Annotated in this window: 16 protein-coding genes; 7 read left to right on the top strand and 9 right to left on the bottom strand. The window is 55.8% G+C overall.

Annotated features, from left to right (window positions below; genetic code table 11):
• Window positions 1-25: 25 nt before the first annotated feature.
• The 9 genes from ACR0J8_RS17440 to ACR0J8_RS17400 form a co-directional block, all read right to left on the bottom strand.
• The gene (locus ACR0J8_RS17440; protein WP_480891389.1) at window positions 26-1084 is read right to left on the bottom strand and encodes a c-type cytochrome; all 1059 of its coding nucleotides are present in this window, start codon (window positions 1082-1084) and stop codon (window positions 26-28) included.
• Window positions 1068-2339, bottom strand: coding sequence for a sulfite dehydrogenase (soxC, locus tag ACR0J8_RS17435; RefSeq protein WP_480891387.1), 1272 nt, complete (start codon window positions 2337-2339; stop codon window positions 1068-1070). Before soxC ends, ACR0J8_RS17440 begins: the two co-directional genes overlap by 17 nt.
• 64 nt (window positions 2340-2403) lie before the next feature.
• The gene (soxB, locus tag ACR0J8_RS17430; protein ID WP_480891384.1) at window positions 2404-4101 is read right to left on the bottom strand and encodes a thiosulfohydrolase SoxB; all 1698 of its coding nucleotides are present in this window, start codon (window positions 4099-4101) and stop codon (window positions 2404-2406) included.
• Between the two features lie 87 nt (window positions 4102-4188).
• Entirely contained in the window at window positions 4189-5034 is an 846-nt protein-coding gene (gene soxA, locus ACR0J8_RS17425) for a sulfur oxidation c-type cytochrome SoxA (RefSeq protein WP_480523534.1), read from the bottom strand.
• A gap of 70 nt (window positions 5035-5104) precedes the next feature.
• Entirely contained in the window at window positions 5105-5434 is a 330-nt protein-coding gene (gene soxZ / locus ACR0J8_RS17420) for a thiosulfate oxidation carrier complex protein SoxZ (protein ID WP_170617232.1), read from the bottom strand.
• Between the two features lie 34 nt (window positions 5435-5468).
• A complete protein-coding gene (gene soxY / locus ACR0J8_RS17415; protein ID WP_321254752.1) occupies window positions 5469-5885 on the bottom strand; it encodes a thiosulfate oxidation carrier protein SoxY in 417 nt (138 codons plus the stop codon).
• Between the two features lie 46 nt (window positions 5886-5931).
• Entirely contained in the window at window positions 5932-6408 is a 477-nt protein-coding gene (gene soxX, locus ACR0J8_RS17410) for a sulfur oxidation c-type cytochrome SoxX (RefSeq protein ID WP_480523532.1), read from the bottom strand.
• A gap of 131 nt (window positions 6409-6539) precedes the next feature.
• Window positions 6540-7118, bottom strand: coding sequence for a thioredoxin family protein (locus ACR0J8_RS17405; RefSeq protein WP_480523530.1), 579 nt, complete (start codon window positions 7116-7118; stop codon window positions 6540-6542).
• Window positions 7119-7132: 14 nt separating this feature from the next.
• Window positions 7133-7873: a cytochrome c biogenesis CcdA family protein gene (locus ACR0J8_RS17400; protein ID WP_480523529.1), complete on the bottom strand. Its 741-nt coding sequence runs from the start codon at window positions 7871-7873 to the stop codon at window positions 7133-7135.
• A gap of 80 nt (window positions 7874-7953) precedes the next feature.
• Here ACR0J8_RS17400 and ACR0J8_RS17395 point away from each other — a divergent pair, with 80 nt between their 5' ends.
• The 7 genes from ACR0J8_RS17395 (at window position 7954) to ACR0J8_RS17365 (ending at window position 18439) form a co-directional block, all read left to right on the top strand.
• On the top strand, window positions 7954-8328 hold the full coding sequence (locus ACR0J8_RS17395; RefSeq protein WP_170807468.1) for a thioredoxin domain-containing protein: 375 nt from the start codon (window positions 7954-7956) through the stop codon (window positions 8326-8328).
• A gap of 100 nt (window positions 8329-8428) precedes the next feature.
• Window positions 8429-8737, top strand: coding sequence for a metalloregulator ArsR/SmtB family transcription factor (locus tag ACR0J8_RS17390; protein WP_170617300.1), 309 nt, complete (start codon window positions 8429-8431; stop codon window positions 8735-8737).
• A 43-nt stretch (window positions 8738-8780) separates the two neighbouring features.
• On the top strand, window positions 8781-9842 hold the full coding sequence (locus ACR0J8_RS17385; protein ID WP_480523527.1) for a YeeE/YedE family protein: 1062 nt from the start codon (window positions 8781-8783) through the stop codon (window positions 9840-9842).
• Window positions 9843-9975: 133 nt separating this feature from the next.
• Entirely contained in the window at window positions 9976-13575 is a 3600-nt protein-coding gene (locus tag ACR0J8_RS17380) for an adenylate/guanylate cyclase domain-containing protein (RefSeq protein ID WP_480891377.1), read from the top strand.
• Between the two features lie 26 nt (window positions 13576-13601).
• On the top strand, window positions 13602-13859 hold the full coding sequence (locus ACR0J8_RS17375; RefSeq protein WP_170617216.1) for a DUF4242 domain-containing protein: 258 nt from the start codon (window positions 13602-13604) through the stop codon (window positions 13857-13859).
• 109 nt (window positions 13860-13968) lie between these two features.
• Window positions 13969-15384 (top strand): FAD-binding oxidoreductase, encoded by a 1416-nt coding sequence (locus ACR0J8_RS17370; RefSeq protein ID WP_480523523.1) that lies wholly within the window; start codon window positions 13969-13971, stop codon window positions 15382-15384.
• A 949-nt stretch (window positions 15385-16333) separates the two neighbouring features.
• Window positions 16334-18439, top strand: a complete 2106-nt coding sequence (locus ACR0J8_RS17365) for an alkyl/aryl-sulfatase (protein WP_480891374.1) — start codon at window positions 16334-16336, stop codon at window positions 18437-18439.
• The last annotated feature ends 668 nt before the right edge of the window (window positions 18440-19107 follow it).

Here is a 19107-nt window from a genome sequence, read left to right as displayed (position 1 = left end):
CTCAGTACCTTCGGCCACCCCATGGTCAGCCTCCGAACGACTTGAGATAGACAATGACCGCCTGGATATCGTCCTCTTTCTTAAGGCCCGCGAAAGACATTCGGGTCCCCTTCATGTAGGCTTTGGGCTTTGCCAGAAACGCCGCCATTTCTTCGTCAGTCCAGACGAGGCCGTCATCGGCAGCCGCCTTCATTGCCTTGGAATATTTGAACCCTTCGACAGCACCGGCATTGGCCCCGATAATCCCATTCAAGGCAGGGCCCGTCCGGTGCTTGGCACTTTCACCGACCTGATGACAGGATTGGCACTTCTTGAAAACTTTCTTTCCGCTTTCGATCATCTCGGGATCAAGTGCGGCGGTTTGTTCTACTGCTGTAGCTTCCGCCGGTTTCTCTTCGACCGCCACCGATGCTTCCTGAACCGAAGGCTGCGCCTCGGTCGCCATTGCTGCGGTTTCTTCAGGCGTAACATCCAAAACGGCCGCGCGCATGGTGATTTCCACGCTTTCCTTGCAATCGGTCATGCAAGGTTCGCTGGTCCAGAAATGGGCCTCAGCGGTTTCACGATCATCCACGATGAAACCGCCCGCATTCGGCATTTCGACTTCGAGGAAATTCTCGTGCGACAGAGTAAACTCGTCATCGACGATGTCATTGGAATAAAGGATATAGGCCACCATCGCATAGACATCATCCGTTTCCAGCGACTGTGCGTTTCCGAAGGGCATGGACCGGTTTACATAGTCCCAGACCGTCGAAAGATAGGGCCAATAGGACCCAACTGTTTTCAGGGGGTCCTTGTCGGCCAGTGTGCCTTCGCCGCCCGCCAGTTTGGGCCAGTTGTCCACGCCTTCCGCGAAATCGCCGTGGCAGACCGCGCATTGCTCGGCAAAGACCTCTTCTCCGGTGAACACGTCACCAGAACCCTCCGGCAACCCGGTTCCGTCCGGAGCGACGTCCAGATCCCACGCCGCAATCTCTTCTGACAGTGCTGGCCGTCCAAGTCCGAATTTTTCGGCATGAGCCGGTACGGCCAAACATAAAGCAAGGGCAGAGGCGGCCAACAGCTCAGGATACTTCGACATTTTCCGCCTCTCCGGTCTCTTTGATCCACCAGGTCTGGATGCAATTGTTGTGGTAAATTGAATTCTCGCCGCGCACTTCACGCAGTTGGGCCTTGCTTGGCTGGACATAGCCTGTGGAATCCTTCGCGCGGGCCTGCAGAAGCATTTCGGACCCGTCCCAGTTGTAGTCCAGATAAAAGCGGGTCAGCGCCTTGTCCGTACCGGGCGCTGCCAGTCGGGCCGGAATCCAGTTCTTGCCCCCGTCCACGGAAACGTCGACAACCGTGATCGAGCCTCTTCCAGACCAGGCCAACCCTGTGATCACCAAGGGTCCCGGTCCGTGCTTGATCGGAGCCTGTGGACTGGGCGACGTTACAACGGACTTGGCGTCCATGACCCAGGTCCATTTGCGGGATGTGCCGTCTTCCAGCGTGTCGGTGTATTTCGAAGTCTCCTCGCGGCTCTCAATCGCCATTTCCGTGACCTCGACACGGCGCAACCATTTGACCCACATGTTGCCTTCCCAACCGGGGACGACCAGGCGAACCGGATAGCCATGTTCCTTGCGCAACGCCTCGCCATTGGCCTTGAAGGCCACGAGCACGTCGTCCATGGCCTTTTCCAGCGGGATCGAGCGCCCGTTCGAGGATGCATCCGCCCCTTCAATGTAAACCCACTTGCCTTGGGGCTTCACGCCGGCCTCTTCCAGCAGGGTGCGAAGCGATACGCCGGAATACTCCATGTTGTGGATCATTCCATGGGTGAACTGCGCACCATTCAGTTGCGCACCGGCCCATTCCATACCTGTATTTGCAGCGCACTCGCAGAAATAAACGCGGTTCTCTCGCGGGAAGCGTTCAAGGTCTTCGTAGGTGAACACAAGGGGTGTATCGACCAGTCCGTTGATCATAAGCCGGTAGTCCGCCTTGCTCAGTTCGATGGCGCCTGAATGATGCCTTTCGAACGCGCAACCCTGCGGCGTGATTGTACCGTCCAACGCGTGGATCGGTGTGAAGTTTATCGAACTGATCGTGTCGGCGGTCAGCCACTCGACATTGCGGCGCACGACGTCGTCTTCAAACTGGATCGGCAACCCGTAGGGGGTCGCATCCACGCCCTCACCAGTGGCCTGTGCCCATTCCTGAACCTGGGTAATCAGCGGGTCGGGGCCGGCAGCGCGCGCTGCTCCGGCGCCGACTGCTCCTACTCCAAGGGCGGCCGCGCCACTTAGAAATTGGCGGCGGGAGGGCGCCTTTTCTCTGGAGTTTTCACTCATCGTGTTTGCCTCCGTTACTCGATCAGCAAATTTTGTTTATGTGTTGCAAGTTCCGGCCGCGGCCTCAGGCGCCGATGACGTCGACCGATGTATTCGGCTCGACGGTCACGGTGCCCTGGCTGCGAATGTGGTTTTCGACGACATCCCAAATGGGTGGGCCTTCGGTGCCTTCGTTGACGCTGGCCCAACCCGCCACGACGTAGGTTTTCGACGGATCAATCGCCTCGCCGGTCTTGAGCAGGGTCATTTCACTGATCCGCTGCCCTTGCGGTTTGGTTACGTCGATGCGGTAGCCAAGCCCGCCGACACGCACCATGTCGCCGCCCTGCTGGTAATAGGGATCTGGGTTGAACAGGTTGTCACCGACATCTTCGAGGATCACGTGGATGAATTCGCCCGTCATTTCCGTGCGATACGCGTTCGGATAGGACATCGAGGTGACGTTCCAGATGTCTTCGCGCGTTATGTCCTGCCCCGGCAGGATCGACGGCCCCCAACGGACGCCGGGGGACATTGCGATGTCCGCCTCGCGCTGGTTGATCAGGGCATCGCAGATCAGATCATCCCAAGTGCCGTTAAAGTTGCCCCGGCGGTAAAGCAACGAGTCGGTCTTTCCGATGACCTCGCTCAATGCCGCTTGATAAGGTGCGCGTTGATCGTTGATCAAGGCAGAAATGGCAGGATCTGGGGCGATAACGTCCGAGAAGATCGGGATCAGCTTGTGCTTCAACCCCATCATCTGGCCATCCCGCACATCCAGGTCCACGCGGCTGACGAATTTACCATTCGAACCCGACGCGATGATGTGGGTCTTGCCAACCAGAACTGGCTCGGGCAACGCATCATGGGTGTGACCGCTGAGGATCACGTCGATCCCCTGCACTCGGGCGGCCATCTTTTTGTCAACGTCGAACCCATTGTGGCTGAGGACAACGACAACATCGGCACCGGCATCGCGCACTTCGTCGACCATGACCTGCATGTTTTCGTCCCGAATGCCGAAAGAGTATTCCGGGAACATCCAGCCCGGGTTGGCGATTGGCATGTAGGGGAATGCCTGCCCGATCACGGCGACCTTTGCGCCGCCCCGGTCAAAGAACTTGTAGGGTTGGAACAGCTCGGCGGGTTCGTCCCATTCGGCATCAAAGATGTTCTGCCCTAGGGCGGCAAAGGGCAAACCTTCGACGATTTCGTTGACTCTGTCGCTGCCCAGGGTGAATTCCCAATGGAATGTCATCGCGTCAGGTTTCAGCGCGTTCATGACATTTACCATGTCCTGCCCAGCCGTCTGGTAGCAGGTGTAAGAACCGTGCCATGTATCGCCGCCGTCCAGAAGCAGGGCATCAGGGCGGTCAGCGCGGATAGCGTTTATGACTGTCGAGATCCGGTCCAGACCACCGACCCGGCCATAGGTCTTCGCCAGCGCCGCGAAATCATTGTAGGTCAGCGCATAGGCAGACGGGCTTCCATCCTCGATCCCGTAGGCTTTGCGAAACGCGGCACCCGTCACATGCGGCATGTGCCCACGCGCGTCGCCGATACCCAGATTGACTTCGGGTTCGCGGAAATAGATCGGCTTGAGTTGCGCGTGTATGTCGGTGACATGGATCAGGCTGATATTGCCAAAAGTCTCAAACTCCAGCAGCTGATCCTGCGTCAGGCTTTGCTGCGCGGCAAGTCTGGCCCAGTTTCCAAACCCGGACGCCCCATAGAGCGCGGAAGCGGCCATCGAAACCTGCAGGAAGTCACGTCGCGAAATCATCTATCGGCTTTCCTATTTCACATATAAATGTGTGAATGTTTAATCAGATGAAAACCCGCGCAAGACATCTCTTGCGCGGGTTCAGTGTTATTGACGCACGGCCGGAGTTTCGATCGACAGCCCGTTTCCGCGCGAAGCAACGTAAAGCTCCAGCGCGCGGAACTCATCCGATCCTTCGGCAAAGGTTTCCGCCCGTGTGTCGCGAATACAGCCGCGGAAACGATTGTGGCGCGAAATTAGCTTGGCCTGTTTCAGGCGGTAGGTCGGAAATCCGTTGATCATACCCTGGCTCAGGTGATCCGCCCGGATCATGTTGCCCCAGTTGTCCTCATGACAATTGGCGCAGCTCAGTTCCAACTGGCCATAGCGGGTATAGTACATTTCCTTACCCTGCTCCCAATAGGGGGCGGCATCGCCATCAATAGCGACGTTCATCGGCATCCCGCGTGACTGCAGACCAATCAGCGCGACCATTCCCTGCATGTCGCCACCGGACCATTTCCAGGCATCGGCTTCCATGCGATCCGTACGACACTTGTTGATCAGATCTTCCATCACCATCAGCTTGCCGCTTTCGGCATCGACCTTGGGCATGGACGCCTGCAACCCCTTGAAGCTTTCCACGCCATCATGGCACGAGGCACAGCTTTCACCAGCGGCACCGTCGGCCGCCTGGAACAGGTCTGCGGCCTGATCGACAAAGATCATCGCCGGATTGTCAAAATCGTCGATTTGAAGCGCCTGGGTTTCATCGGTTCGGAAATGCCACCCAGAATAGATCTTGTCGAAGTTTTCGACATGCGCCGGTGCTGCGGTTACCGAGATCATATCCAGCTCGTCGTTGATCACGAGATTGTCGCCGTCTGGTTCGGCCACTGCCGCCACTGGGAAAGCCAGAATAGCCGCAATCGTCGTAAGTGCCTTATTTTTCATTACGTTCCTCCCTTGGTGGACCAGCGCCAGAACTCATAACCGGCGCTGACCTGCCTTAGCGGCCGAGCCGTCAGGCGATCTCGATCGATTTCTTTTCGTCGTAGACAGAACCGTCATCGTCGTACCATGTGAAGACAAACTCACCGGCCTCGGGCACGGTTGCTTCGAACTGGAAGTACGGGTTTGTCGAAATCGCCGGCTCCATCGTCACATCAACGACCAGCTCACCGTTAAACTCGCAGGTGAAACGGTTTATGATCGAACGCGGGATGACATTTCCTTCTTTGTCTTTGCGCTGACCGCTTTCCATTTTGTGGCTGATCAGCGTTTTGATCGTGATCGTTTCGCCAGCAGCGGCAGTCTTGGGAACCTTGACGCGGGGTTTTACACCGGATGCCATTGGTTGAACTCCTGTTCTTCAGGGCGCGTGGCGATCAGCCGCCGCAGCCGCCAATTGTCACTTTTACGGTCGCGGATGCCTTGGCAAAGCTACCATCCGCCATCTTGGCCACAGCAATGACGTCCTGCGTTCCGGCAAGCCGAATGCGCGTGGAAGCAGCCTGTTCGGCCGCCAGCGGGCCGAAATTGAACGTGGCAACGCCCGGCTCGGGGTTGCCTGCCGCCACGATCAGAATTGCGGAAGCACCCGGCGCACTGACTTCAATCGGTACAGTATTGCCATTCTCGGCAATTTCCGGCGCGGTAAGGGTGACACCACCGTCCGCCATGTCCGCCCCGCCGGTAAACGCCGCGATGGCATCATCGGCGGCCGCATTGGCGCGAAGCGGCATCAGTGTCAGGAACGCGGCGCTCAGGCCAAGGGCCAGAGTCTCGCGACGAGAAAGTTCCATTTTCAATCTCCTTCGGATTCTCGCAATTTCACGCCTTAATGCGTGATCATTCCTCTTTCAGGGTCGCCAGAAATGCGACCACATCCTCGATCTCCTGCGCGGTGAGGATCGTCGTCAAAGGCGCTGACGGAGCTTTGCCGGTATAGGCGTCGCCGGGGCGAATATAACCGTCATCCTTGTAGAAGGCGGGCATGACCGTTCCTTCAAACGTCATCTTGGCATTTGCGACCAAACCACGAAGTTCTGCTTCGCTCCAACGATCACCAGCGCCGTCCAGCATCGGTCCAACTTCGCCATGAAACGGAATTTCCGCCAAGGCCGTAACCGCGTGGCAGGCCACGCAGTTGCCCTTGGACTTGTCTCCGACGATGATCGCGCCGTTTTCGACATCACCTGCAACGCCGGTCAGAGAGACCTCGATTGCACCATAATCATCATAGGCTACGTCCTTTGGGCCTGTACCTGCCGCATAGGCGCCGACACCTGTCATTGCGCAGACCAAAGTTAAGAGTCTCAGCTTCATGATCCCTCCCATTTGTTACCGCGCCGATGGCGCTTTGCGGCCTAAAGCTTTGGCGTACCGTAGTCGACGGGCAGGGTTCGTCGCAACATTAAATTCATTAAAATGAATTTTTTTATTTGTAACGCTAACGCTCAGTCCTGCGAAATATTGTTTCGCTCCTGAATGCGCCGCGCATGATACCGTTGAAAATCTTCACCATTATCAAGTTCGTATCGTTTCTCATTGACCCACGTGAAAAGATCCAGGGTTGTTCCATTGGAGAACGCGCCTGGCATGACGGCAACCGCCGCATTGATGGCCGTGGCGTCCTGTGGAACTTCTTCCGGCAGAAAAACAAGCGTCGGGGTGAACAGAATCCCCCACTTGCGCATCAGCGCTCTTTGCTCATTTTCTTCCCCGTCAAAGTCGGTGGCGGTGGTGCTTCCATGCAGATCCAATTGGACCACAAAGAAGTTGTCTTCGATATACACCGCCAGATCAGGCTGGGGAAAAACCTCATCATGCATCTTTTTGCAATAGATGCAGCCTTGTTGTTCAATGAATAAAACCAGGCGCTTACCTTCGCTTGAAGCCTCTTCAAGATCGTCGCGGAGGTCCTTGAACGTATCGCGCATCCACGGCGTTTTGTGCAAGCCGTCGTCGCCCAGTTCCGCCGCGGAAACGGCCCCACCCAACAGGCATGCTGCCAGGAAAAGTAATACTCGGTTCATGTCTTCCTCCTGTCTTAGCCAATCGCCGCGAGCCAGGGAATATGGTCCAGCATCCACTGGGCGATGAGGTTGATAGAGTTGGTTGCAATCAGCACGCCGAAGAGAATCAGCATCCCGCCCATTGCCTTTTCGATCAAAGGCAAATGCTTCCTGAACCGCGCCATCCATTGCATGAACGGACGAACCAAAAAGGCCGCCAGAACAAACGGCGCGGTCATTCCTACACCGTAGACGAACAAAAGCATTGCACCACGCCAGGCCGTCTCGGTACCTGCCGCGGTAAACAGGATTGCCGCAAGCACCGGCCCGACGCAGGGTGTCCAGCCAAAAGCAAAGGCCAGTCCCAGAACGTAGGCTCCGATCAGGCTTATGTTCGACGTCTCGCCTAAATCCGCGCGAATCTGGCGATACAGAAACCCGATGCGGACAAGCCCAAGGAAATGTAGGCCCATCGCAATGATGGTGGCCGCCGCGATCCAACGCAGAATGTCGAAATACTCTCGGACCAACTGCCCAAAAATCGAAGCCGTCGCTCCGAGTGCCATGAATACGGTGATGATCCCGGCGGCAAATGCGATTGCAGATAACATGGCCCTGCGACGGACGCCGGGCGAAATGGCGGAACCTGCTGAAATCTGCTCCATCCCGACACCCGCCAGATAGCTGAGGTAGAAGGGCACAATTGGCAGGATGCAAGGAGAGAGAAAGGACAACAGCCCCGCGACCAAAGCTCCTGCAAATGTAATGTCGAGCATGGTCAAATCCGTCCCAAAGCGCTATCATTCACACATTCAAAATAGTAAAGATATAATGCTGCGGTCAATCGGAGCTTGAGATGCGTCAATTACTCTTGCTTGTTCTGGCAATCACATTGCTTGTTTTCCCTGTGTCTTCACGGGCCGAAATGACACTTCTGATGGCAGAGGAAGATGGGTGTATGTGGTGCGCCCGTTGGGATTCCGAAATCTCTCAGATCTACCCGAAAACGCCCGAAGGACATGCCGCACCATTGCAGCGCGTCGATATCCACGCGGCACTGCCAGACGGTATTTCTCTCACTAAACCTCTCTACTACACGCCGACCTTTGTTTTGTTGGACAATGGCCACGAGGTCGGCCGGATCGAAGGCTACCCGGGCGAGGACTTTTTCTGGGGCATGTTGGGTGTTTTGCTTCGTGACGCAGGAATACCGATTGAGACCTCTGGCTAATTGGCTGCAAATTATATAAACTGTTTTGAATACGTGAAGCCAAGACAGCGAGGCATTCTTGTTGGACAAACCATCGAAACTGCCTGTGTTCTCGAAGGACATGTGTGCGGAAGATCTGGACCGAATGATGGAAAATGCCCAGACGGCATCAAACTTCCTGAAGGCTATCAGTCACGAAGGGCGTCTTATGATCCTGTGCTATCTGTCCTCGGGGGAAAAATCCGTCACCCAGATGGAGGAGATGCTATCAGCTCGGCAGGCTGCGGTCTCTCAACAACTGTCTCGCCTGCGCTTCGAAGGTCTGGTCAAAACCCGGCGCGAAGGAAAAACGATCTACTACAGACTGGCTGACGACCGATCGACACAGATTCTCGAAGTTGTTTACGATCTTTTCTGCAGGGAAAACTAGAGGCCCTGTCTGAAAGGCCGCCAGCTTTGGGAGGGGACTGGCCATGTTCGAATTGCTGGGAGACGCCAATTCCGTTGCCCTGATCGGTTTGATCGGCGGGATAGTGTTGGGATTGGCGGCACGTATCGGCCGATTCTGCACGTTGGGCGCGATTGAGGACTACCTATACGCGGATGATGATGGGCGGCTGCGAATGTGGGCCGTTGCAATCGGTGTGGCCATTGTCGGTAGCCACGCGGCTATGGCGTTGGGTTGGCTCGATCCCGTCGAAACGACATATCTTGCGCAATCGTGGAACCCGATCGGCTCGATCGTGGGGGGGGTGCTGTTCGGCTACGGCATGGCCATCAGTGGAAACTGTGGCTACGGCGCATTGGCAAGGCTGGGGGGCGGTGACCTCCGATCATTCGTAATCGTATCTGTCCTTGGTCTGTCAGCATACGTCGCAATGTCGGGCCCCCTGGCATATCTCAGGGTTTCGGTATTTCCTGTGGAAATGGATATTGGCCAGCCGCAGAGCATCAGCTTTCTGGCCGAGCGCTTGACCTCTGTTCCGGCCTGGTTGATCGGTGCGCTTGCCGGCGCCGCCATGGTGGGTTTCGCTCTGGCAAACGAACGGTTTCGCCGCACCCCGTCGCGGGTGTTTTGGGGCACAGCCGTAGGACTGGCGGTCGCCTCAGGTTGGCTTGGAACGTATTGGGTTGCGTCTCATGGCTTTGACGCAGAGACGGTGCAGACCCATACATTCGCAAGGCCGCTGGGTGACACGATACTCTATCTGATGACTGCATCCGGCACCACGCTTTCGTTTGCTGTCGGTTCGGTCTCAGGTGTTCTCATCGGAGCGTTCCTTGGATCCTGGTCCAAGGGCCATTTCCGGTGGGAAGCGTGCGAGGATCCACGTGAACTCAAGCGGCAAATGCTGGGCGCCGCCATCATGGGCCCGGGCGCGGTCATCGCGGTTGGATGCAGCGTTGGACAAGGTATCTCTGCCTTCTCACTTCTTGCCTACAGCGCGCCCGTCACATTCGCTGCGATCTTCGCCGGGGCAGCCCTTGGTTTGAGGCAACTCGTCTCAGGGCTGTCTTTCATAACTGAGCGTTGAGTTCCTAATTCAACGCCAACCGGAAACAACTTCCCGCCGCTTCCCTGACGTCGGTGAGTTTCTTTCGCCAATAATCAGTTCGTGTTGATAGCGTTTTCTTGATTAGCGCCTCATACCTCATCATGATCCAGATATGTCGGTCGAAATTGAAAAGTGGCTAAATGATCTCGGATTGAGTCAGTACGCAGATGCTTTTGCGGAAAACGATATCGATGCGCGCGTTTTGCCATTGTTGACAAGCGACGACCTCAAGGAGCTTGGGGTAAGTCTGGGTCATCGAAAAATTATTCTCGCTGCGGTTCGGGAACTGGGTAGCCAACAGAAATTTCCCACTTCATCCCAGTCAGCGGACGGGCAAATCGATGAGAAGGATGAGGAATTTGTTTCTGATGAGGCTGAAAGTGGAAGTCCATCGAAAAGAAGATCTACAACACAAACAGCCGCTGAGAGGCGACATTTAACAGTCGTGTTTGCTGATCTGGTTGGCTCGACAGAACTGACCAATCGCCTGGATCCCGAAGACATGCGGGGTCTGTTGCAGAATTACCAGGATGCCGTCGCAGGGGCGGTAAGCCGATATGGCGGCTACGTCGCGAAATATCTGGGCGATGGCCTTCTGGTGTTCTTCGGCTGGCCAACGGCCTATGAAGATCACGCTGTTCGCGCGGTAAAGGCCGGTCTTGAGGCTGTTCGACGGGTCAAAGAACTTAAAACGCCGGACGGCGAGCGTTTGTCTGTCAGGCTGGGCGTTGCGAGTGGTGATGTGGTGGTCGGCGACACGGTCGGAGAAAATACTTACGAAGAAGGCGCAATGACCGGCCCGATCGTCAATCTTGCGGCTCGTTTGCAGGAATATGCAGAACCAAACTCAGTCGTCTTGTCTGTTGAAGAAACCGAAGCAGCCTTGCATCAGATTTTTGAGTTCAAATCTCTTGGGCAAACCGAACTCAAGGGGTTCAGAGAACCACGCACTCTGTTGAAAGTAGTTTCGGAGCGCAGCGCGGAGAGCCGTTTTCGCGCTTCACACAGAAATGACGCCGGCAGCGCCATGATTGGCAGGGATTACGAAAAAGGGATCCTTTTGCAGTCGTGGCAACGCGCCAAAAGCGGTCATGGGGAGGTTGTCCTTCTGGCGGGCGAGGCCGGAATTGGAAAATCGCGCCTGACAGAGGAATTCCTTGCAGAAGTCGCCGCAACTGACGAAGCCGATGTGATAAGACTGAACTGTTCCCCTTATCTGACCAGCAGTCCTTTCCACCCGGTTACGCAGCGAATTTCCCAGGACGCGGATGTTGAACCGGACTTTGATGACGATCTGATCCTCGACCATGTCAGGAAGATGCTGGAGGGCAGAAAAGGCTTGGACTGGGAGAAGGTCTTGCCTGTTTTCGCCGCACTGGTCGCGCCTCGTAGCGCGCTCGCTCGAGAAGTGCTCGACTTGACGCCGCAGGAGCAGCGCGACCTAACAATTCAAACCTTGATCCACGCGGTTCAGGTTCGGTCAAGCGTTCGCCCGGTTATTCTGTGCGTTGAGGATGCTCATTGGATCGATCCTTCGACGCAGGCCCTGTTGGAGCGTTTCAAAGCGATTTGCACCGATCTTCCCCTGATGATGTTGATAACGCACAGACCGGGCTGGGAAATGGCCCGTGACGATGGAGCCTCGCACGTTCAGACCCTCTTGCTGAGGCGGTTTGATTCAGCTCATGTCTTCAATCTGGTTCGCAATATTACCGGTCAGGATCCGGACGATGCGCTGATCGCCGCAATTGTTGAGAAGACGGATGGCGTGCCCTTGTTCGTCGAGGAACTGACCCGCGCAATCGTGGAAGCCGGAGAGCAGGGACAAATCCACATACCGTCATCTTTGAAAGGTGCGTTGATGGCGCGGCTCGATGCGGTTTCACCAGAGGCCAAACAAGTCGCGCTTACGGGATCCGTCATTGGTCGAGAGTTTGAGCCGAGCATATTGAGTGCCGCAATGAGCCTAGATGAAGCCGACATCATCAAGCGTCTCGAAGAGCTTTCTCGTACCGGCCTGATCTTTGAAAGCGGGCATAATCGCGGGCATTTCGTTTTCCGACATGCCCTTATTCGTGACACTGCCTATCAGTCTATGTTGAGCTCTACCCGAAGGCAGCAGCACTCAGGTGTGGCGCGCGCTTTGCTGCAGATGCGATCTGCTGAGATTGAACGCCGACCCGAATTGGTCGCCCGCCATCTTTCAGAGGCCGAAGAATGGCCCGCTGCGTTCGAAAAATGGCGCACTGCGACTGAAATGGCCCTGGCGCGATCTGCCAGCCAAGAAGCGATGGTCAACGCCCGGGAAACACTCAAGGCAGCGGAAAAACTTGGACCTGAGAACAGTGCTCAAACGATCAAGAGCAAAATATTGATCGGTCGCAGCCATGACAGCCTGGGTCAGTTGCCAGAGGGTATAGCGGTCTTGAAAGCTGCTTCGGACGCAGCCCGTGTCATACGTGACGTAGAGCTCGCTGCAGATGCGGCCAACCACTTTGCGGATTCGTGTATGATGTCGAGCGAGAAATACAGCGAGGCAATTGAACTTTGTGACAACGCGCTGAAGGACCTGCCCGACCATGACGAAGTTCGCCGGTGCAGGCTGATGAGCCAACTTGCGCGCGCGCACATGTTTGCTGGCCAGCTTTCCGAGGGCGTGCGTTTTGGCCAACAATCCATGGAACTGGCCGCGAGACTGGGTGATTACAAATCCCAGTTCTCTGTGATGATGATGCATTTTGGCGCGCCGTTTGTCGCGCGCAAAGGAAGAGAGGCGCGCCATTGGCGTGAAAACCTCGATGCCATGCATCGGGTGGCCGAGAACCTGGGAAGTATTGATCAGGGTCGAAATTGGACACTCAGCCTGTTTGTCGGAGCCGAAATGGCCGACCGAGACCTGATGGACAAATCGCTCGAATTGCTGGCGGAGAACTCGGAAAAGGAAAACCATCTGCAGCTCTACTGGGTTCAGAAACACGCACGCGCCATGATTGCAATTATGGACGGCGATTTTGACCAGGCCGAAAAGCATGCAACCGAGGCGGTGCAGATAGGTCGGAAGACCCACGGAGAACACGTTGAAGGTGTCTTCGGTGTTCAGATGTTCACCATCCGCCGCGAACAGAACCGCCTGCACGAGGTCGCGCCGGTGATCAAAAAACTGATGACGGACAGCCCCGAGGATATTTCCTGGAAACCGGGCTTTGGCCTGATCGCGGCAGAGTTGGGATATACAGAACCAGCCGAACGCATTTTGAACGAAATGGCAGAAAATGGCTTCGATCTTCCACCGGATGCCATGTATTCGACTACATTGTCCTATCTTGCCGACATTTGCGTCGCCGTTGAGAACCTTAAGCATGCCAAGACCCTCTTTGACATGCTTGCCCAATACGAAGAGCTGACGATCACCGCTGGGGCAACCACAGTTTGCACCGGGGCCGCTGCGAGACGCCTTGGCAGTCTGGCCGCGCTGCTGAAGGACTGGGATATTGCCGAAAGGATGTTCGAAAAGGCTATCGAAGTAGACACGCACATGAAATGCCCGCCCTGGATTGCGCATAGCAAGGCAGCCTACGCATCCGCGCTGCGGCGCCGGGGTAGCGCGAGTGATCTGAAGCTGGCGTTTCAACTGGAAGGGGAAGCGTTGGCAATTTCGCAGAAATTGAGTATGGTTTCCTTAAGGTCAAAGCTCGAAGGAACAGCCAGTTAAGGCCATACCATGCTTGGGGGAGCATCATGCCAAGGTACATCATAGAAAGACAATTCGCCGAGCAACTGAACGTCACCGACGATGACAAAATCCACATCAAGCAAATCAATGACGAGGTCGGCGTCGAGTGGATTTTCTCGTTCCTGAGTGCAGACAAGCGCAAGACATATTGTCTTTATGAAGCCCCTGATGAGGAGAGCCTCAGAAAGGCGGCCGAGCGCCTGAACATTCCTGCCGATGTCATAACACCTGTGGATCAGATCGATCCGGGCATATTCGCCTGACCGTCAGCCGGTCTTTTACTTGAAAGAACGTAGCTCCTTCGTGAAGGGCTTCATAAGTACATGAGGCAGCCGTGCAAGAAGCCTGACCTGACAATGGGGAGGCCTAAGCATGTATGACCTGAAAACACTCGACGGAAGCACAGCAACTGTGGATCAGGAAGCGCTGGACGCGCTGGATGCTTCACTTCGTGGCGGTGTCTACCTGCAGGGAACTTCGGAATATGAAGACGCAAGGACGACCTGGAACAGTATGTTCGAACGTTATCCCGGGTTCGTAATCCGCGCCATGGGGGCGAGCGATGTCCAGAAGGCAGTGAACTTTGTCCGAGACGCAGGCCTCATGATGTCGGTCCGGTCCGGCGGTCATCAGATTGCAGGTCATGCTGTCGCGGACGAGACCGTAATGCTCGATCTGTCCCATATGCGGTCTGTACACGTGGATCCCATCAACAAGACAGCGCGGGTTGCGCCAGGTGCACTGCTTGGCGACGTGGATCGCGAAACTCAGGCTCATGGGCTTGCCGTTCCCGTTGGCATCAACTCGACCACGGGTATCGCAGGCCTGACCTTGGGCGGCGGCTTTGGATGGACCACCCGGAAATTCGGCATGACTATCGACAACCTGCTTTCGGCAGAAGTCGTGACTGCAGACGGCGCGATTGTAACAGCCTCTTCCACGAGCCACCCCGAACTTTTCTGGGCCATCCGCGGTGGGGGTGGAAATTTCGGGGTCGTGACTTCCTTCGAGTTCCAGTTGCACGACCTCGGACCCGATGTTCTGTCGGGCCTGATCGTACATCCGATCGAAAAAGCACCGGAGCTTCTTGCCCAATTTGCGGCCATTGCAGACAATTCCCCTGATGAACTGACCGTCTGGAGCGTGATGCGCAAAGCACCGCCTCTGCCTTTCCTGCCGGAGGAATGGCATGGGCGGGAAGTGCTGATCTTTGCGGCTTGCTATAGTGGACCGATGGGCGAGGGTGAAAAGGCGATGTCACCTTTACGTGCGCTCGGCGAACCGATTGCCGATGTCATATCACCGCACAAGTTCGTGGACTGGCAAGCCGCCTTTGACCCCTTGTTGACGCCCGGGGCCCGGAACTATTGGAAAAGCCATGATTTCGATGCGCTATCCTCGGATGCGATAGCGGGTCTGCTGGAGGCAATTTCCAGCCTTCCCGACCCGGCGTGCGAAGTCTTCATTGCCCATGTAGGTGGCGCAATGGCCCGCGTTGAATCCAGCGCGACAGCGTATCCGGAAAGATCGGCGCATTTCATCATGAACGTTCACACGCGTTGGGAAGATTCTGGAAAGGACGGAGAATGCATTGAATGGGCGCGCAGGCTTTATGAGCAGATGCGACCACATTCGACTGGCAGCGCGTATGTGAACTTCATGCCAGAGGACGAAGCGGATCATATGACTTGCGCGTACGGCGCGCATGGCGAGAAGCTAACAAAGATCAAAGGCAACTATGATCCAAATAATCTGTTCAGGATCAATCACAACATCTTGCCCGGGTGAGGCCATGCAGTGCTTGCAGAGTCGGGCTGAGTAGAGACCCGTAACCTGATTTGGTACCGCACAAATGCTCTCTTGGGTGTGCCAAAAGCCCGCAGGGACCTCTTGATTGCCGTCTTGAGGGTCCATACGAATCCGGTTCCGAAATCAACCGAATGAGGCGGCGAAGAGAGAACTGTGCATTGCATATCTGCCGGTCTTGCTGATCGAAGCGTTCCGCCAGCTTCACCATAACCGGCCCTCGTTTCCCGACCTGAGCGGCGCGCATGTGATCAATAAGGTAGTGCGCCTGCCGCTCTCATTCTCGGGGGCCTAAACTACACACTGGGTCTAAATAGCCATTGCAGGCTGTCCAGACCTTTGGATGACACTTATCCGCTTTTCCTACACAAGCATAAGGGCCGACGCGGCTGCGTCGCTGGGTACGGTATCCGATTTTGGAACTGGAAGAGTGTATCCCACCTTGTATCCCATTGTCGGAAGACTGGGATACACGACGGGTGGAAGGGGAGGAATTCCCCTATTTTGTTGCTCTTTCGGAGAATGGTGGCTGGGATGGTAGGAATCCTTGCCCACCGATGAAACCTATCAACTTTTCTCACTAGCCCGAGAAACTGGGGCGGTTTCGGGGGCATTCTGCTGAGCGAAGCGACGGGCGGAATGGAGCGTCAGCGGAATGAGCACGGGGCAAATCTAACAGTGAGCACGGGACTTTTCGACCGCCGGAGAGGCCGGTCTCTGGTGCTGACAGAACCGCTGACGACTGGTTTCGGGCGCTGACGGGTGGTCGCTGGTGTTGATGTTCCGGGGGCTGGGACCAGTGCAGCGAAGGACCGTCTAGAGATCACGCCAGATATCGCAAGAAATGAATTTGTTTATCATGCGTCAAAGCTTCTCGGCTGCTATCATCGCAAACATAGTCACAGTTTGAAGATTTGGGAGGAGGGAACTTATGACCACTAGACGCGATGTATTGAAGGCAATTCCAAGCGTCGGAACGGCATTTGCTGTTTCGTCCGCCGCTCTGTTAGACGAAGCAGCCGCACAGAGCACGGCTTCCGCACCGCCGCTTGAAGGGCATTTCCATCCGAAAGGGAAGGCACCGTCCAAATATACACTGGAAATTCTGGACGAAGCGAGGCGTACCCTTCCATTCTCTGATGTGCAGGACTTCGAAGAACAGCAGCGCGGCCTCATTGCTGAGATGCAGGACACGCAGATCATGGCTGATGCCGGTCACGTCGCGTGGGACAAGAAGCGATTTGATTTTCTGAATAGCGATACTGACTTTGACAGTATTCACCCATCACTGCAGCGCATTTCCCGATTGAACCAGAACTATGGTCTCTACGAGGTTATTCCTGGCATTTTCCAAGTGCGTGGGTTTGACCTATCCGATGTCACTTTCGTGCGCGGCAAGACTGGGTGGATTGTTATTGATCCTCTTATCTCTGCGGAACCTGCTCGCGCTGCTCTGGAGTTGTTCCAGCAGCATGTGGGCGAAGGATTGCCCGTAACAGCGGTGATATATTCGCATTCCCACGGCGACCATTGGGGGGGGGTGCGCGGTGTCGTTGATGAGGCCGATGTCCGCGCAGGTAAGGTTGAAATAATCGCACCACGCGATTTCATGGAGCATACAATTTCCGAGAATGTTTATGCCGGCAACGCCATGAATCGCCGCCTGTTTTACCAGTATGGGCTGCTACTGCCTGCAAGTCCTCATGGCTATGTCGGACAGGGTCTTGGGCAGGGTGTGTCAGCCGGTGCTGTCGGACTGATTGCGCCGACGCGAATAGTCGAAGAGGACATCGAAGAGTTCGAGGTGGATGGTGTCAGGATGATTTTCCAGAACACACCGGGGACAGAGGCACCTTCGAATATGAACACCTACTTGCCCGACTTGAAGGCTCTGTGGATGGCGGAAAACGTTACGGCGACGTTACACAATATTTACACACTGCGCGGCGCACCTGTTCGCGATCCGTTGCGTTGGTCGAAGTATATCAGCCGCGCGCTTCATCTCTATGGTGCAGAAGCAGACGTGATGTTCTATTCGCACCACTGGCCACGTTGGGGCAACGACCGAGTCCAAGCGATTTTGCGCGATCAGCGAGACCTTTATGCACACATGAACAATCAAGCGCTGCATTTCGTCAACAAAGGCGTGACGATCAACCAGATTCACAACGTCTATAGCCTGCCGCAAAGCCTTCAAGACAAGTGGCACTGTCGCGGCTATCACGGTTCACCCCAGCACAACAGCCGAGGTGTTGTACAGCGTTACATTGGCTTCTGGGACTGCAACCCGGCAACGTTGATCCCGCACTCGCCAGAGGACTCAGCGCCTCTCTATGTAGAAATGATGGGCGGCTCAGACGCAATCATGGCTCGAGGAGTCGAATTGCATGACAACGGTAAGTACCTTCTGGCCAGCGAGATTCTGAACAAGCTGGTGCAAGCGGAACCGCATAACATGTCGGCCCGGAATCTGCTGGCAGATGTGTACGAACAACTCGGCTATCAGCAAGAAAACCCGGGACTTCGTAATTCCTTCCTATCCGGAGCATTTGAGTTGCGTTCGGGTATCCCGGGGGGCGACATTCCAGACACTTCGAGTCCGGACGTTATTCGGGCTATGTCGACGGAACTGTTCCTGAACTTCCTTGCCATCAAGATGGACAGCCGCAAAGTCGAAGGGCACGAGTTCACTATGAACTTGGTGACCCCCGACAATGGTGAGAAATTCCTCGTGGAGTTGCGCAACGCGACCTTGACAAATGTCGAAGGGTTCACTGCAGATGCGCCGGATCTGACTTTGACAATCAGCCGTGCCGACTTGGAATTGACAATGGCCGGTGAGAAAACACTGGATGCGCAACTTGCGGATGGATCAGCTCAAATAGAGGGCGACCCCACCGTGCTCGGTATCCTCGCTCAGGCAATGGTCGATTTCGATCCATTCTTTGAAGTCTTGCCCGGGACGCGAGACCCTCATCATGTAGAGCCGCATTCGGACGCTTTTGAGGCGGTCACCGGGCTACCTGCAATTGAATAAGCTGCAAAGTCGAAGCAGATCTTTGGTGTGGGCAAGTAAATTGCCCGCGCCATGAAGCATAGGTTGGCAGCTTTGTCCGCACAGCCTTCATTCCGCCACCTACGACCAACACCCGCTTCAGCAAAAAGAAAGCAAAGCGGACACCCCCGGCAACCCGCTAAGGGCCGCCGAGGGTTCTGTCTATGAAGGTGGTCGCCGCCGGACAACATAGTCTGCCAACCACTGCCAATAGGCTTCAGCGTCACGGAACCCCTGAGCACGAGCGGCCAAATCCTCCGCTGCCTTTCGAGAGCACCTGCTCCACCAGCGTCTCGAAGCGCGCATTGACTTCAGCGGCTCGGACACGGGCGGTGTTACGATCCCCGGTCTTCAGGCCCTGCTTCAGCGCCTGAGCGCCTGAGCGCCCAGCGCGAAAGCCACGTCAACGGGATAGTTGCGTCTGAACAACCACGTATGGCCCTTCAGATAGGCATAGCGAATGTGAGCAGACATAGGTCTCCTCCTTTCAGATTTGGAATGTGGGATGGGTTCAGTTGGTTGAGACAACCCGCAGGATCATCTAGAGTGCCGGTTCGCCGTAGGGTCAGGACCCATTGATTTCCAGCGGTCGGCATGATTCACGGCTGAAAAACGAGCGGTGAACATGTCTGATCTTTTCTGGTTGACCG

The sequence above is a fragment of the Ruegeria sp. N11 genome (genome assembly GCF_056531525.1).
Note: the sequence above shows the minus strand (reverse complement) of the source record. Positions and strands in the feature narration are given on the sequence as shown.

Coding starts and splice junctions, on each gene's coding strand:
- soxZ (WP_170617232.1), bottom strand. CDS start 5,434: ATGGCATCCGGTGTAAAACCCCGCGTCAAGGTTCCCAAGACTGCCGCT.
- soxC (WP_480891387.1), bottom strand. CDS start 2,339: ATGAGTGAAAACTCCAGAGAAAAGGCGCCCTCCCGCCGCCAATTTCTA.
- ACR0J8_RS17405 (WP_480523530.1), bottom strand. CDS start 7,118: ATGAACCGAGTATTACTTTTCCTGGCAGCATGCCTGTTGGGTGGGGCC.
- soxB (WP_480891384.1), bottom strand. CDS start 4,101: ATGATTTCGCGACGTGACTTCCTGCAGGTTTCGATGGCCGCTTCCGCG.
- ACR0J8_RS17400 (WP_480523529.1), bottom strand. CDS start 7,873: ATGCTCGACATTACATTTGCAGGAGCTTTGGTCGCGGGGCTGTTGTCC.
- ACR0J8_RS17365 (WP_480891374.1), top strand. CDS start 16,334: ATGACCACTAGACGCGATGTATTGAAGGCAATTCCAAGCGTCGGAACG.
- soxX (WP_480523532.1), bottom strand. CDS start 6,408: ATGAAGCTGAGACTCTTAACTTTGGTCTGCGCAATGACAGGTGTCGGC.
- soxY (WP_321254752.1), bottom strand. CDS start 5,885: ATGGAACTTTCTCGTCGCGAGACTCTGGCCCTTGGCCTGAGCGCCGCG.
- ACR0J8_RS17370 (WP_480523523.1), top strand. CDS start 13,969: ATGTATGACCTGAAAACACTCGACGGAAGCACAGCAACTGTGGATCAG.
- ACR0J8_RS17385 (WP_480523527.1), top strand. CDS start 8,781: ATGTTCGAATTGCTGGGAGACGCCAATTCCGTTGCCCTGATCGGTTTG.
- ACR0J8_RS17395 (WP_170807468.1), top strand. CDS start 7,954: ATGCGTCAATTACTCTTGCTTGTTCTGGCAATCACATTGCTTGTTTTC.
- ACR0J8_RS17375 (WP_170617216.1), top strand. CDS start 13,602: ATGCCAAGGTACATCATAGAAAGACAATTCGCCGAGCAACTGAACGTC.
- ACR0J8_RS17390 (WP_170617300.1), top strand. CDS start 8,429: ATGTGTGCGGAAGATCTGGACCGAATGATGGAAAATGCCCAGACGGCA.
- ACR0J8_RS17440 (WP_480891389.1), bottom strand. CDS start 1,084: ATGTCGAAGTATCCTGAGCTGTTGGCCGCCTCTGCCCTTGCTTTATGT.
- soxA (WP_480523534.1), bottom strand. CDS start 5,034: ATGAAAAATAAGGCACTTACGACGATTGCGGCTATTCTGGCTTTCCCA.
- ACR0J8_RS17380 (WP_480891377.1), top strand. CDS start 9,976: ATGTCGGTCGAAATTGAAAAGTGGCTAAATGATCTCGGATTGAGTCAG.